This is a genomic window from Tsukamurella hominis (genome assembly GCF_965137015.1).
GTDB lineage: Bacteria > Actinomycetota > Actinomycetes > Mycobacteriales > Mycobacteriaceae > Tsukamurella > Tsukamurella hominis.
In genome coordinates, this window is the sequence record NZ_CBCRZG010000005.1 from 109,424 (window position 1) to 122,888 (window position 13,465).

13 protein-coding genes are annotated in these 13,465 nt (G+C 72.0%); all 13 read right to left on the minus strand.

The window, feature by feature from the left end:
- Nucleotides 1–5 precede the first annotated feature (5 nt).
- The 13 genes from ACM9LD_RS08955 to ACM9LD_RS09015 all read right to left on the minus strand — a co-directional run bounded on the left by ACM9LD_RS08955 (nucleotide 6) and on the right by ACM9LD_RS09015 (nucleotide 13,450).
- Entirely contained in the window at nucleotides 6–401 is a 396-nt protein-coding gene (locus tag ACM9LD_RS08955) for a type II toxin-antitoxin system VapC family toxin (RefSeq protein ID WP_415676327.1), read from the minus strand.
- Nucleotides 398–631, minus strand: coding sequence for a type II toxin-antitoxin system Phd/YefM family antitoxin (locus ACM9LD_RS08960; RefSeq protein ID WP_415676328.1), 234 nt, complete (start codon nucleotides 629–631; stop codon nucleotides 398–400). The genes ACM9LD_RS08955 and ACM9LD_RS08960 overlap by 4 nt, the downstream gene beginning before the upstream one ends.
- 54 nt (nucleotides 632–685) lie before the next feature.
- The gene (locus ACM9LD_RS08965; RefSeq protein ID WP_415676329.1) at nucleotides 686–2,311 is read right to left on the minus strand and encodes a class I adenylate-forming enzyme family protein; all 1,626 of its coding nucleotides are present in this window, start codon (nucleotides 2,309–2,311) and stop codon (nucleotides 686–688) included.
- Nucleotides 2,312–2,366: 55 nt separating this feature from the next.
- Nucleotides 2,367–3,719 carry an LLM class flavin-dependent oxidoreductase gene (locus ACM9LD_RS08970; RefSeq protein ID WP_415676330.1) on the minus strand — a complete coding sequence of 451 codons (1,353 nt, stop codon included), beginning with the start codon at nucleotides 3,717–3,719 and terminating at the stop codon, nucleotides 2,367–2,369.
- Complete coding sequence (locus ACM9LD_RS08975) at nucleotides 3,704–4,732, minus strand: MsnO8 family LLM class oxidoreductase (protein WP_415676331.1); 1,029 nt, start codon at nucleotides 4,730–4,732, stop codon at nucleotides 3,704–3,706. The genes ACM9LD_RS08970 and ACM9LD_RS08975 overlap by 16 nt, the downstream gene beginning before the upstream one ends.
- Entirely contained in the window at nucleotides 4,732–5,826 is a 1,095-nt protein-coding gene (locus ACM9LD_RS08980) for an LLM class flavin-dependent oxidoreductase (RefSeq protein WP_415676332.1), read from the minus strand. The genes ACM9LD_RS08975 and ACM9LD_RS08980 overlap by 1 nt, the downstream gene beginning before the upstream one ends.
- Before the next feature lie 68 nt (nucleotides 5,827–5,894).
- Nucleotides 5,895–6,314, minus strand: a complete 420-nt coding sequence (locus tag ACM9LD_RS08985) for a prepilin peptidase (RefSeq protein WP_415676333.1) — start codon at nucleotides 6,312–6,314, stop codon at nucleotides 5,895–5,897.
- Nucleotides 6,315–6,326: 12 nt separating this feature from the next.
- On the minus strand, nucleotides 6,327–6,740 hold the full coding sequence (locus ACM9LD_RS08990; protein ID WP_415676334.1) for an acyl-CoA thioesterase: 414 nt from the start codon (nucleotides 6,738–6,740) through the stop codon (nucleotides 6,327–6,329).
- On the minus strand, nucleotides 6,737–7,555 hold the full coding sequence (locus ACM9LD_RS08995; protein WP_415676335.1) for a shikimate dehydrogenase: 819 nt from the start codon (nucleotides 7,553–7,555) through the stop codon (nucleotides 6,737–6,739). Before ACM9LD_RS08995 ends, ACM9LD_RS08990 begins: the two co-directional genes overlap by 4 nt.
- A complete protein-coding gene (locus ACM9LD_RS09000; RefSeq protein WP_415676336.1) occupies nucleotides 7,552–8,808 on the minus strand; it encodes an endolytic transglycosylase MltG in 1,257 nt (418 codons plus the stop codon). The genes ACM9LD_RS08995 and ACM9LD_RS09000 overlap by 4 nt, the downstream gene beginning before the upstream one ends.
- Nucleotides 8,805–9,293: a Holliday junction resolvase RuvX gene (gene ruvX / locus ACM9LD_RS09005; protein ID WP_415676337.1), complete on the minus strand. Its 489-nt coding sequence runs from the start codon at nucleotides 9,291–9,293 to the stop codon at nucleotides 8,805–8,807. The genes ACM9LD_RS09000 and ruvX overlap by 4 nt, the downstream gene beginning before the upstream one ends.
- 2 nt (nucleotides 9,294–9,295) lie before the next feature.
- Entirely contained in the window at nucleotides 9,296–11,968 is a 2,673-nt protein-coding gene (gene alaS / locus ACM9LD_RS09010; protein WP_415676338.1) for an alanine--tRNA ligase, read from the minus strand.
- Nucleotides 11,969–12,079: 111 nt separating this feature from the next.
- Nucleotides 12,080–13,450: a replication-associated recombination protein A gene (locus tag ACM9LD_RS09015; RefSeq protein ID WP_415676339.1), complete on the minus strand. Its 1,371-nt coding sequence runs from the start codon at nucleotides 13,448–13,450 to the stop codon at nucleotides 12,080–12,082.
- Nucleotides 13,451–13,465: the final 15 nt, after the last annotated feature.

Consider the following 13,465-nt stretch of genomic DNA (forward strand, 5'->3'; position numbering starts at 1 on the left):
AGGCGCTACTTGGTGGCGATGATCGGTGTCATGGTACCTTGCCTGATGAGGCGGTCGCTGGTCGCGATCGCCAACCCACGACGCGTGGCCTGGGCGACGATCATGCGGTCGAACGGGTCACGATGCTCCCAATTGAGCTGCCCTGCCAGGGTTGCGTCCGCCGAGTCCATCGCCAGTTCCTGCGCCGCCATGGACTCCAGCGTCTCCTTCCAGCTCGAGAGGATTCCCGATCCGTCGAGGCGACCAAGGCGAGTCTTGATCGAGATCTCCCAGGCGGAAGCGGCCGAGACGAACAGGTCGTTTCCGGGATCCTCGACCACGGCGAGGGCGTGTGGGTCGACCTGCTCAGGCGACCTGAGCAGCCACAGAAGAGCGTTGGTATCGAGCAGTACGGCGGTCACGAAGCGGAATCCCAAGCGTCGAGCTCTTCATCGGGAAGCGGCTCATCGAAGTCATCCGGGATTGTGAGGCCGGGGAACTGTCCGAACGTGCGCGTCCGTGGAGTCGCGGGCGAGATGACCGCCACCGCGCGGCCGTGCGAGGTGACGGTGATCGGACTGCCCGTCCGCTCGACCTCGGCGAGCACGGCGTTCAGCTTGGCCTTCGCCTCGGTGCTGGTGATGGTGCGCATGAACTCACAGTACACTCATCGGACCAGTGCCACTAGTCCGAATGTCAGGCTGGGCTACGTGTGCGTCTCCCGAAGGGTCCGGACGAGGTTCTTCTGGATCTTGCCGGTCGCGGTCTTCGGCAGGGCGTCGACGAAGACGATCTCCTTGGGCGCCTTGAAGCCCGCGAGGTTCTGTCGGGCGTACTCGAGAAGGGCGTCACCGTCGGCCTCGCCCGACGGTGACGTCACGACGAAGGCGGTGACGGCCTCGCCCCAGCGCTCGTGCGGGGTGCCGACGACGGCGACCTCGGCGACGGCGTCGTGGCCGAGCAGGACGCGCTCGACCTCCACCGAGGAGACGTTCTCGCCGCCCGACTTGATGATGTCCTTGGCACGGTCGGTGAAGTAGACGACGCCCTCGTCGTCGAGGTAACCGATGTCACCGCCGTGGAACCAGCCGTGCGCGAAGGCCTCCGTGTTCGCCGCGGCGTTGTTCCAATACCCCTCCATGAGCTGCGGTGCGCGGTAGACGATCTCGCCGACCTCGCCGGGCGGGAGCAACCCACCGTCGTCGCCCATGATCGCGACGTCGGTCGAGACCGTCGCCGGGCCCCAGGAGTCGTCCTTGACGCCCTGGTGGCCGGTCCACTGCACCTCGGACGCCGGGGTGGTCTCGGTCTGCCCGGAGCCGAGGATGATGGCGGCGCCGGGGAACCGGGCCCGCAGCGCCGTCAACAGCTCGGCCGGCATCGGCGCCATCGCGTACAGGCCCGTCAGGAGCGACGCGGTGTTCTCGTCGGTGAGCTCGGGGCGGGTGAGCAGGGCCGCCCACATCATCGGCAGCAGCGTCAGGTGGGTGACCCGGTGGTCGACGAAGGCGCCCGCGAGCGCGGCCGGGTCGAAGCCGCGCAGGAGGACCGCGGTGCCGCCGGTGACGAGCATGGGCATGAGCAGGGCGTCGAGGGCGGTGACGTGGAAGAGCGGCAGCGCGATCGGCTGCACCGCCGGCTGCACGTCGGGCCGCACGCCGAGCGCGACCGCGGAGGACAGTGCCGAGATGTGCACGGCGACATGGCTGGTGACCACCCCCTTGGGGCGGGCCGTGGTCCCCGAGGTGTACAGGCAGTGCAAGATGTCGCGGTCCTCGACGATCGTCTCCACGACGGAGTCGTCCGCGTCGGGCAGGTCGGCGAAGGCGGTCGACGGGACGCCGCCCACCTCAGCGGGAAGCACGCCGCCGCCGTTGGCCACGATGTAGACGGCCTCGACCCCGTGGTCGGCGGCGTCGAGGGCCGCGGTGAGCGCGGGCGCGAAGACGTCCTCGGTGATGACGGCGCGCACGCCGCTGTCGCCGAGCTGGTACGCGACGTCGCCCGGCCCCAGCAGCAGGTTCAGCGGCATCGCCACGACGCCGAGCTTCGCGCACGCGAACAGGGAGACCACGAACTCCCACCGGTTCTGCAGCTGCAGTGCGATCGCGTCGCCGCGGACGTACCCGCGCGCCTGCAGGCCCCGGGCCAGGGCGTTCGAGCGGCTCTCCAGCTCGCGGTACGTCACCGTCGTGCCGCCGTCGACGAGCGCGACGCGATCGCCGAAGGCGCGGGCGGCGCGGGTGGGCAGGTCGCCCAGGCACACGCGGTGGGTGAGGTTCACCACGAGGGGGTCGACACCGGACAGATCGGGACGCATCGCACGGCTCATGGCCGCACGGTAACCGGTTCCAGCCGGGCGCGCGAGGCAATCCAGTGAAGAGGCGCTAACCGGCGCGCTGCGCTCCCGACGCCGCCCCCGGGACGGGCAGGCCGAGGTGATCGCGGAGGGTGGTGCCCGCGTACTCGGTGCGGAAGGCCCCGCGCTCCTGCAGCAGCGGGACCACGCCGTCGATGAACTCGTCCAACCCGGTGGGCGTGAGGTGCGGAACCAGGATGAAGCCGTCGGCGGCGTCGGCCTGGATGTAGGTATCGATCTCGTCGGCCACCTGCTGAGCCGTCCCCACGAACTGCGGCCGGGTGTTGAGCTCGATGACCAGCTCGCGGATGGAGAGGCCGCCGGCCTCGGCCCGGGCGCGGTAGGTCGCGACGATCTCGCGGGGATCCGCGTGCAGCACGCGGCCCTGCACCGCGGGGGCGTCGTAGACCGGATCCACGTCGGGCAGCGGACCGTCGGGATCGAAGGACTGCAGTTCCCGGCCCCACACCTGCTCGAGGAAGTTCAGCGCGGTCTGCGGGCTGACCTGCCGGCGCCGGATGTCGCGCGCCTTCTCCTGCGCCTCGTCCGGCGTATCGCCGACGACGGCGGCCGCGCCCGGGAAGACCTTGAGGTGGTCGGGGTTCCGGCCGCGGTCGGCCGCGCGCCGTTTGACGTCGGCGTAGAAGGTGCGGCCGCTCTCGAGCGAGCCGTGCCGGGTGAAGATCGCGTCGGCCTGCGCCGCGGCGAAGTCGCGTCCCTCGCCGGAGTCCCCCGCCTGCAGCAGGACGGGGTGCCCCTGCGGCGACGGCGGGAGCGGCGCCGAACCGCGCACGTCGAACTGCGTCCCGTGGTGCACGACGTCGCCCGCGCCCCACCCGTCCCAGAACTTCCGCGCGACGGTCACGAACTCGTCGGCGCGATGGTACCGGTCCGCGTGCGCGAGGTATCCCCCGCGGCGGAAGTTCTCGCCCGTGAACGCATCGGAACTGGTGACCATGTTCCAGGCCGCGCGGCCGCCACTGAGGTGATCGAGCGTGCCGAACTGTCGCGCCACGTCGAAGGGCTCGTTGAAGGTCGTGTTGATGGTGCCCGCGAGGCCGATCCGGTCGGTGACGGCCGCCAGCGCCGCGAGCACCGTGAACGTGTCGGGGCGGCCCACCACGTCGAGGTCGTGGATGCGCCCGAGGTGCTCGCGCAGCCGCAGCCCCTCGGCGAGGAAGAAGAAGTCGAACTTGGCGCGCTCGGCGGCGCGCGCGAGGTGGACGAAGGAGTCGAACTCCACCTGGCTGCGGGCCGCGGGATCCGACCACACGGTGTTGTGATTGACGCCGGGGAAGTGCGCGGCGAGGTGGATCGGCTTGCGGTGCACACCCTCCCGCACGGGGACGTCGGCGCGGTCGATCGTCACAGGAGGCCCCATTCCTTGGCCAGGAGTTCGTGGCTGCGCAGTCGCGCGGCGTGATCGTGCGTGACCGAGGTGATCACCAGCTCGTCGGCGCCGGTGCGCTCGACGAGGGCACGCAACCCGTCGGCGACGCGGCCGGGCTCGCCGACGAACTGGGTGTCGGTCCGGTCGGCGACCTGCGCGCGCTCCTCGTCCGTGAGGCCGGCGCTGTCGCGCGGGTAGGCGATCGCTCCGCTGCCGTAGCGGATCGAGTGCACCCAGGCGGGGAAGCCGGCGGCGAGCTCCCGTGCCTGGGCGTCGGTGTCGCCGACCACCACGTCGGCGCTCACCACGAGGTGCGGCGCCGCGAGGCGGTCGGAGGGCCGGAAGGCCTCCCGGTAGGCCCGCGCCGCCTCCAGGGTGCTGGAAGGGCTGACGTGATAGTTCGCCACGAAGGGCAGACCGCGGGCACCGGCGAGCTGCGCGCTCTCCCCCGCACTGCTGCCGAAGATCCACACGGGCGCGTCCCGGGCCGCCTCCGCGACCGGGGAGCGCAGCGCGTGCCCGTCGGCGGTGAACGTGCCGCCGACCAGGGCGAGGACGTCCTCGACCTGCTGGGTGTAGCTCGGGGGCTCGGCCTTCGGGTGGTAGAGCTGCTCGTAGCCGGCGACGATCGCGGGGTTCGGCGCGGGCGCTCCCGGCGGGGGCGTCCGCAGGCGCTGCCCCGTCCGCCCGAGGCCGATGTCCACCCGGCCGGGATGCAGCGCGGCCAGCACGCCGAAGGAGTCGGCGACGGCGGGCGCGGTGGTGAAGCCGATGAGCACCGCCGCCGAGCCGACGCGGATCCGGCTCGTGCGGGCCAGGATCTCACCGATCAGCACGGCCGGGGCGGCGCTCGCGACGTGCGCGAAGTGGTGCTCGGCGACCCAGTACCTGCCGTAGCCCCAGTCCTCGGCGCGGCGCGCGAGGTCCAGGGTGTTGCGCAGCGCGTCCGACGGCGTGCCGCCGTCCGGGATCGGCGCGAGGTCGAGGACGTTCAGCCCGGTCATCAGGCTCCCTTCACAGCGGCGAAACGGTTGACCGCGGGTGCGAGGCCGAGGATCTCGCGGAGTGTCCCCGTGCGCGGGGCTCCTGGGAGGAGCGGCGCGAACGCGGACCGCAGGCGGGGCAGGTCGACGGCGTTGACCCCGGGACGCAGGCGGGCACCGTCGAAGCCGAGGGACTGCCATCCGGAGACGGTGCGCGCCAGGGACTCCCCCGTCCCGGCGAAGACGCTCGTGTCGTCGTCCGCGGGCTCGCGCCGGTCCAGCTTCTCGATGCGGCGCAGCGCGGTCCGCTCGGAGTCGGCGAGGTGGACAGTGACGTCCACCAGCAGCAGCGGCACCCCGGATGCGCGGAGCCGCCGGACGGTCTCGGCGAGCTGATCGTCGGGTGCCGCGGGGACGATCGCGACATCGGCGCCCGCGGCCACGGACTCGGAGGCGGCGTCGGTGACGCGGACGATCACGGGTGGCCGCCCCTGCGGGGGCCGCGGCGTGATCGACGGCCCCTTGACGGAGAAGTTCTCGCCCTGGAAGTCGATGTAGTGCAGCCGGTCCCGGTCGACGAACCGCCCGGTGGCGACGTCCTTGACGATGGCCTCGTCCTCCCAGCTGTCCCAGAGGTCCTGCAGCACCTCGATGTACTCGCGGGCCTCGACGGCACGGGACGCCGCGTCCTGCGGCGCCTTCCGGCCGAAGAGGGCCGCCTCGCCCGCGTCGCCCGTGGTGGCGGGGAGCACGCCGGCGCGACCGCCGCTGACGTAGTCGAGCGTCGCGATCGCCTTCGAGGCGTGGAAGGGCTCGGTATGGGTGGCGGTCACCGTGGGGACCAGGCCGATCCGCGGGACCGCGGGCGCCACGCGGGCGGCGAGCAGGGTGGCGTCGAACCGGCCGGTGAGGCGGTCGCGGGCGGTGAGCGAGAAGGAGTCCTCGAAGGTCACGAGGTCGGCGGCGGCCACCTCCGCGGAGCGGGCCAGCCCAACCCAGTGCTCCGCGGAGGTGGCCTCCAGTGGATCCGCGCCGACCTCCGCGAACGCTGCGGGATGCCAGCCGAACGGCTCCAGGGCTATCCCGAGGACAGGGCGTGAGGTCGGTGCGGTCACGGATTCGACGGTAGGCCGCGCGGTTTCGCCTGTGACCCCTTGCGCTCACCGTGGATCCAAGGGAATCGTCAGCCGGCGAGTGCCGCGGCGCCGAGTGCCGCGGCGATCATCGGTGGGCCATGGGGTACCGAGCGGTCGCGCGCGACGAGCGCCCACACCAGCGTGAGCAGCTGCGCGCCGAGGATCGCGAGGAGCACCGCGGGGATACCACCCGACCAGGCGACGGCGGCGCCGAGGGTCGGCGCGAGCTTCACATCACCCGCACCCATGCCGCGCGCGAGGAAGGCGGCGCCGTTCACCGCGGTCCAGAGCGCAGCCCCGACGAGCGGGGCGGGGGCACCGTCGAACACTGCCCAGAGCGCGCCGGCGAAGGCGACGCACGCCGCGGGCAGGGTCAGGACGTTCAGCAGCCGCCGCTCGCGCACGTCGAACCAGCACAGTGCCGCGCACCACGCCAGGAAGACACCCCCGAAGAGCCCCCACTCCACGGCCCCAGTGTGTCAGGCCTGCAGGGCCTCGCGCAGCGCATCGGGAATCGGGATGGAGCCCGAGCCGTCGGCGGCGATCACGGCGTAGACGATCCGCCCGGCGACGGCCTCGGTCGGCTCGTCGGCGTCGAGGTCCGTGACGAAGACGAACTCGATCGTGAAGCTCTTCGTGCCGATCCGCCCGGTCCGCATGACGAGTTCGGTGTCGCCCTCGTCGGTCAGCCCCGCGGCGTAGTCGAGCTCGACGTGCACAACCTGCGAGTCGTAGCCCGCTGCGATCATCGCCTCGTACGGCGTGCCGCGGTCGGCGTAGAACTCGCCGATCGCCGTGTCGACGTAGCCGAGGTACCACATGTTGAACATGACGCCCTGGCGGTCGATCTCGTAGTAGCGCGGCCGGAAGCGGTAGCGGAAGTCGGTGCTCATCGTGCCTCCCTCGCGGTGGCCAGCGCCGCCGCCATCGCCTCGCGCGGCGCGGGCCTGCCGGTGAACCACTCGGCCTGCCGGAAGGCCTGGTGCAGCAGCATCGTCAGGCCGCCGGCGGTCCGCGCGCCCTTCGACTCGGCGGCCGCCACGAGCAGCGTGGGCCACGGGTCGTAGGCGACATCGGCGACGGCCGGCGCCGCCGAGGAGAGGGCATCCATCAGCGGGAAGTCGTCGGGTTGGGCAGAGCCGGGCAGGGTGGAGACGACGACGTCGGCCTGGGGCACCGCGGCCGCGGTGAGCGGCGCCCAGGCGGCGCTGAGCCCGAAGGCCTCGGCGCACGCCAGCGCGCCCTGGGCCCGCTCCTCCGAGCGGGCGAGCACCGTCGTGCGGACGAAGCTCCGGTCGGCGAGCGCGGCGAACACCGGGCGGGCCGTGCCACCCGCGCCGACGACGACCGCCGACTCCCCCGCCGCGCCGCACTCCGCGAGGAGGCCGTCGGCGCCGTCGACGTCGGTGCAGTCCGCGAGCCAGCCCGCCTCGGTGCGCACCAGCGTGTTGGCCGAGCCGACGGTGACGGCGCGGTCGGTGCGCTCGTCCGCGAACTCCAGCGCCGCGAACTTCCCGGGCATCGTCACCGAGACGCCGACCCACTCGGGGCCGAAACCGCCGACGAGCCCGGGCAGCGCGTCGGCGTCGCACTCGATCCGCTCGTAGGTCCAGTCGTCGAGACCGAGCGCGACGAACGCCGCCCCGTGCAGAACGGGCGAGAGCGAATGCGCGATCGGCTTCCCGAGGACGGCGGCGCGCCTCGTCACGGGCCGCAGCCCACCGTCAGGAACTTGGTGTCACACGCCTTCTGCCGGTTCCGCTCGTGCTGCGCGAAGTCGTCGGTGAAGAGCGTCGTGCCCTTGCTGTCGACGGTGACGAAGTACAGCCACGGCCCGGGCGCCGGGTTCTCGGTGGCCACCAGGGCGTCCGTGCCGACCGCGCCGATGGGCGTCGCGGGCAGACCCGTCTTGGCGTACGTGTTCCACTCGGTCTTCTTGAGCAGCTTCTCTCCGGCGACGTCGATGCCGGTCACGGCCTCGCCGTAGTTGACCGTGGAGTCCATCTCCAGCTTCTGGTCCTTCGCGAGCCGGTTGAGGATCACCCGGGCGACCTTCGGGTAGTCGTCGGCCTGGTTGACCTCGCGCTCCACGATCGACGCCGACACCAGCACCTGATACGGCGCCAGCTTGGCCGGCGAGCTGCGGCTCGCGGTGAGCAGGCCCTGCGCCTCGTACTGCTTCGCCGACGCGGTGATGAGCTGCTTGAGGATGCCGATGGGCGTGCCCGACGGGTCGATCTGGTCCCACACGCCGGGCGCGATGAGGCCCTCGATGCGGCGATGGTCGCCCTTGAGCCGGGTCACGGTGGCGGCGGCCCACTCGGGGACGCCGAGGTCGGCGACGCTCGCGCTGGAGGCGACCCGGACGAAATCGGCCTTCGGGGTCTGCTTCTTCACCCCGTCGACGGTGTGCGCGGTGGCCGCGGAGAGCTGGCTGAAAATGCCCTGCGCGACCTTGTTGTCCTTGCTGCGCTTGTCGTCGAGGACCGCGCCGGCCGAGACGTTGAGCATGCCCACCCGGTGCGAGCGCGCCGGGTCGACCAGCATGGTGACGACCTCGGACGCGGGCAACGACTTGCGCAGCTCGTAGTACCCCGCCGAGATCGGCTTGTCGCCCGCCGCCTGGTTGAACGCGCCGACGGACTTCACCACGCCCGCGTCGACGAGGTTCTGTGCGAAGTCGGAGTTGTTCTGGCCGACGATGTGGACCACCACCTCGGGGCCGGCCTGGCCGGAGGCGTAGTCGTCGGGGGCGGACGCGCCGCCGAACAGGGAGCCGCGCACCGTCCACAGCACACCGCCGATGACGACCAGGAAGACGACGATCAGTGACAGCAGCGCCACCCGGCGCCGGCGCTTGATCCGCTCCCGCTGCGCAGCGCGGCGCCGTTCCGCGCGGGTGGTGCGCTGCCCACCGATCGACACCGGATCGGCGCGCTCGTTGTTCCACCCGTCGCTCACTCGTCGACCTCCTCGGGGCCGGCTACCGGCCTCCGCTCGTCGAGCCACCCCTGCAGGATGGCCACCGCGGCGGCCTGATCGATCACCGCTCGCTGCTCCTTCGCCCGCACCCCGTTCTCGCGCAGCGCCCGCTGCGCCGTGACGGTGGTGAAGCGCTCATCGAAAAAACATACCCGTGGCGGGGTGGCACTCGTGGCACCGAGAACCCCGGCGAGCCGCCGGGCGAAGCCCTCGGCCATCTTCGCCGACGCGCCGCGCTCACCGCGGAGGGTCCGCGGCAAGCCGATCACGATCTCGACGGGTTCGTAGTCGGTCACGAGCTGCGCGATCCGGCGCAGGTCGGATCCGTCCTTCGCCGCACGGACCGTCTCGACCGGTGTCGCGAGGATCCCCTCGGGATCGCAGACGGCCACCCCGATGCGGGCCTTGCCCACGTCGAGGGCCAGCCGCCGGCCCCGCTCCCAGCCGGGCTCCGCGCCGCTCACCGTCAGGCGCCGACCGTCCGCGCGACCTCGGTCCGCACCGCGGAGAGGGCACCGTCGATCCCGGAGGCGTCCGATCCGGCGCCCTGCGCCATATCGGCCTTGCCGCCGCCGCGGCCGCCCACCGAGGGGGCCGCGGCCTTGACCACATCGCCCGCCTTGACGCCCAGGTCCTGGGCGGCGTCGTTCGCGGCCACCACGAAGGGGACCTTGTCGCCGTCGACCGCGAACAGGGCGATGACGGCGGGCTCGGCGCCGAGGCGGCCCTTGAGCTGGGTCACGAGGCCGCGCAGCTCGCCGGCGGTGACGCCCTGCGGGGCCTTCGCGGCGACGAGCCGGACCGCGCCGACGCGCTCGGGCGATGAGGCGAGCTCGGCCAGCGCCGCGAGGGCGGCCTGCGCACGCAGCTTCTCGAGCTCCTTCTCGGCGTCCTTGAGGCGGCTGACCAGCGACTCGACGCGCGCGGGCACCTCCTCGGAGGGCACCTTGAGCGAGCTGGACAACGCGGAGACCAGCGCGTGCTCCTTCGCGAGGTACTGCTGCGAATCGAGGCCGACGTAGGCCTCGACACGGCGGACGCCGGAGCCGACGGAGCTCTCGCCGAGCACGGTGACGGGGCCGACGAGGCCCGAGCTGGCGACGTGCGTGCCACCGCACAGCTCCATCGAGAACGGGCCGCCGATCTCGACGACGCGGACCCGGTCGCCGTAGTTCTCGCCGAACAGCGCCATCGCGCCGCGCTGCTTGGCGGTCTCCAGGTCGGTGACCTCCGTGTTCACGGCGTAGTCGGCCTGCACGGCCTCATTGGTGACGCGCTCGATGTCGGCGCGCTGGTCGTCGGTGAGGCCGCCCGACCAGCGGAAGTCGAAGCGCAGGTAGCCGGGCTTGTTGAGCGAACCGGCCTGGACGGCGTTCGGGCCGAGCACCTGGCGCAGTGCGGCGTGCACGAGGTGGGTGCCGGAATGGCCCTGCGTGCTGCCGTGTCGGTGGCCCGCGTCGACCGCGACGGTCACGGTGTCGCCCTCGGAGACCTCGCCGGAGGCGACGGTGCCCTGGTGCCGCCACAGCGTCTTGGCGACGCGCTGCACGTCGGTCACGACGATCTGCGCACCGGCGGCGGTGGTGATGGTGCCGATGTCGGCGAGCTGGCCGCCCGCCTCGGCGTAGAGGGGGCTCCGGTCGAGCACGATCTCCACGTCGTCGCCCTGGTGCACGACCGGCACGCGGACACCGTCCTTGACCAGGCCGAGGACCTGGGCGTCGGAGACCAACTCGTCGAAGCCGGTGAACTCGGTGGGACCGCGGTCGAGGAACTCGCGGAACACCGAGAGGTCGGCGAGCGCCGACTTGCGGGAGTTCGCGTCGTCCTTCGCGCGCTGGCGCTGCTCGGTCATGAGGGCGCGGAAGCCGTCCTCGTCGACGGTCAGGCCTGCCTCCGAGGCCATCTCCAACGTGAGGTCGATCGGGAAGCCGTAGGTGTCGTGCAGGGTGAACGCGTCGTCGCCGGAGAGCACCGTCCGCCCGGAGGACTTGGTGGAGTCGACGGCGTTGCCGAACAGGGTGGTGCCCTGCTCGAGGGTCTTGAGGAAGGCCTGCTCCTCGCCGGTGGCGACGGTGCGGATGCGCTGCGCGTCGTCGGCCAGCTCGGGGTACGACGGCGACATCGTCGAGATCACGGTGTCCACGAACTCGCCCATGGTCTCGCCCGTGGCGCCGAGCAGGCGCGCCGAGCGGACGACGCGGCGGAGCAGGCGGCGCAGCACGTAGCCGCGGCCGTCGTTGCCGGGGTTCACGCCGTCCTGGATGAGCATGACGGCGGTGCGGGTGTGGTCGGCGATGACGCGGAAGAGGCGGTCGTGCTCGGCGTCGCCGGCGTTGTACCGCTGGCCGGTGAGCTCCTGCGCGCGGTCGATCACGGGACGCAGCAGGTCGGTGTCGTAGACGTTGTCGACGCCCTGCAGCAGGAAGGCGACGCGCTCGACGCCCATACCGGTGTCGATGTTCTTCTTCGGCAGCTCGCCGAGGATCTCGAAGTTCTCCTTGCCGCCGCCCTGGCCACGCTCGTTCTGCATGAAGACGAGGTTCCAGATCTCGATGTAGCGGTCCTCGTCGGCCTCGGGGCCGCCCTCGACGCCGTACTCGGGGCCGCGGTCGTAGAAGATCTCCGAGCACGGGCCGGCCGGGCCGGGGATACCCATCGACCAGTAGTTGTCCTTCATGCCGCGGCGCTGGATGCGCTCGGGGACCTGGCCGACCTCGAGCCACAGGTCGCGGGCCTCGTCGTCGTCGAGGTAGACCGTCGACCACAGGCGCTCGGGATCCATTCCGAAGCCACCCTCGTCGACCGGGTTCGTCAGCAGCGACCAGGCGAACCGGATCGCCTCGCGCTTGAAGTAGTCGCCGAAGCTGAAGTTGCCGGCCATCTGGAAGAAGGTGTTGTGCCGGGTGGTGATGCCGACCTCTTCGATGTCCAGCGTGCGGACGCACTTCTGGATCGACGTGGCGCGGTCGTAGGGCGGCGTCTGCTGGCCCAGGAAGAACGGCACGAAGGGCACCATGCCCGCGATGACGAACAGCTGATTCGGGTCGTTCAGGACCAGCGACGCACTCGGCACCTGGGTGTGTCCGGCCTTGACGAAGTGGTCCGTGAACCGCTTCCGAATCTCATGGGTCTGCACAACGATCCTTCGTGTTCTTGTGTCATCGAGCGTTACAGCGACCCGACCACCTTACCGACGCGCCACGTGCCCACGCACCCAGCTTCCTCGGCCACCGTCGCGCGGTGCCCTCTATCTCCGCCGGAGTATCCCGCGCAGCCGCGTTACCCGCGGGCCGATCTCTCGCTCGAAGCCGTGGTCGGTGGGGGTGTAGTAGTCGACGCCCACCAGGTCGTCCGGCGGGTACTGCTGCGCCGCGACCCCACCGGGGACGTGGTGCGGATACACGTAGCCCTGCGCATTGCCCAGCTTCTCCGCCCCCGCGTAGTGGCCGTCGCGCAGGTGCGGCGGCACCGCACCCGCCTTGCCCGCGGCCACGTCGCCCATCGCGGCGCCGATCGCCGCGACGACCCCGTCGGACTTGGGCGCCGAGGCGAGGTGGATCGTGGCCTGGGCCAGCGCGAGCCGAGCCTCGGGCATCCCGATGAGCTGCACGGCCTGCGCCGCCGCGGTGGCGACGAGCAGCGCCTGCGGATCGGCCATGCCGATGTCCTCGGAGGCGTGCACCACGAGACGGCGGGCGATGAACCGGGGATCCTCGCCCGCCGAGATCATCCGGGCCAGGTAGTGCAGGGCGGCGTCCACGTCGGAGCCGCGGATCGACTTGATGAAGGCGCTGATGACGTCGTAGTGCTGGTCGCCCGCCCGGTCGTAGCGGACGGCGGCGGTGTCGATCGACGACTCGACGGCCTCCAGGGTGATCTCGTCGCCGCCCTCCCCCAGCGTCACGTCCGCGGCCGCCTCGAGCGCGGTGAGCGAGCGCCGGGCGTCGCCGCCGGCCAGGCGCACGAGGTGCTCGCGGGCCTCGTCGGCGATGGTCAGCGCACCGTCGTAGCCCCGCGGGTCCGCGAGGGCCCGGTCGATCAGCTCGGAGATGTGCGACGGCTCGAGCGGCCGCAGCTGCAGGATGAGCGAGCGCGAGAGCAGCGGCGAGACCACGGAGAAGCTGGGGTTCTCGGTGGTGGCCGCGACGAGCAGCACGACCCGGTTCTCGACGGCCGCGAGCAGCGCGTCCTGCTGCGCCTTGGAGAACCGGTGGACCTCGTCGATGAAGAGCACGGTCTGCTCGTCGACGAGGAGTCGGCGGCGCGCCAGCTCGATGACGGCGCGCACGTCCTTGACTCCCGCCGACAGCGCGGAGAGCGCCTCGAACCGGCGCCCCGTCGCGCCCGAGATGAGCGAGGCGATGGTCGTCTTGCCGGTGCCGGGCGGGCCGTAGAGGATCACGCTGGCCGCGCCGGCACCGTCGATGAGGCGGCGCAACGGCGTCCCGGGGCCGAGCAGGTGCTCCTGGCCGAGCACCTCGTCGAGGTCGCGGGGCCGCATGCGGACCGCGAGCGGGGTGCCCGTGTGGGTGGGGACGAACTCGACCGGTCCCCGGGCCGGGGGTGCTTCGGGTGGCGCTCCGAGGTCCCCGTCGTCGCCGAACAGGGAACCGGTCACCGGGCGCGGACCTCC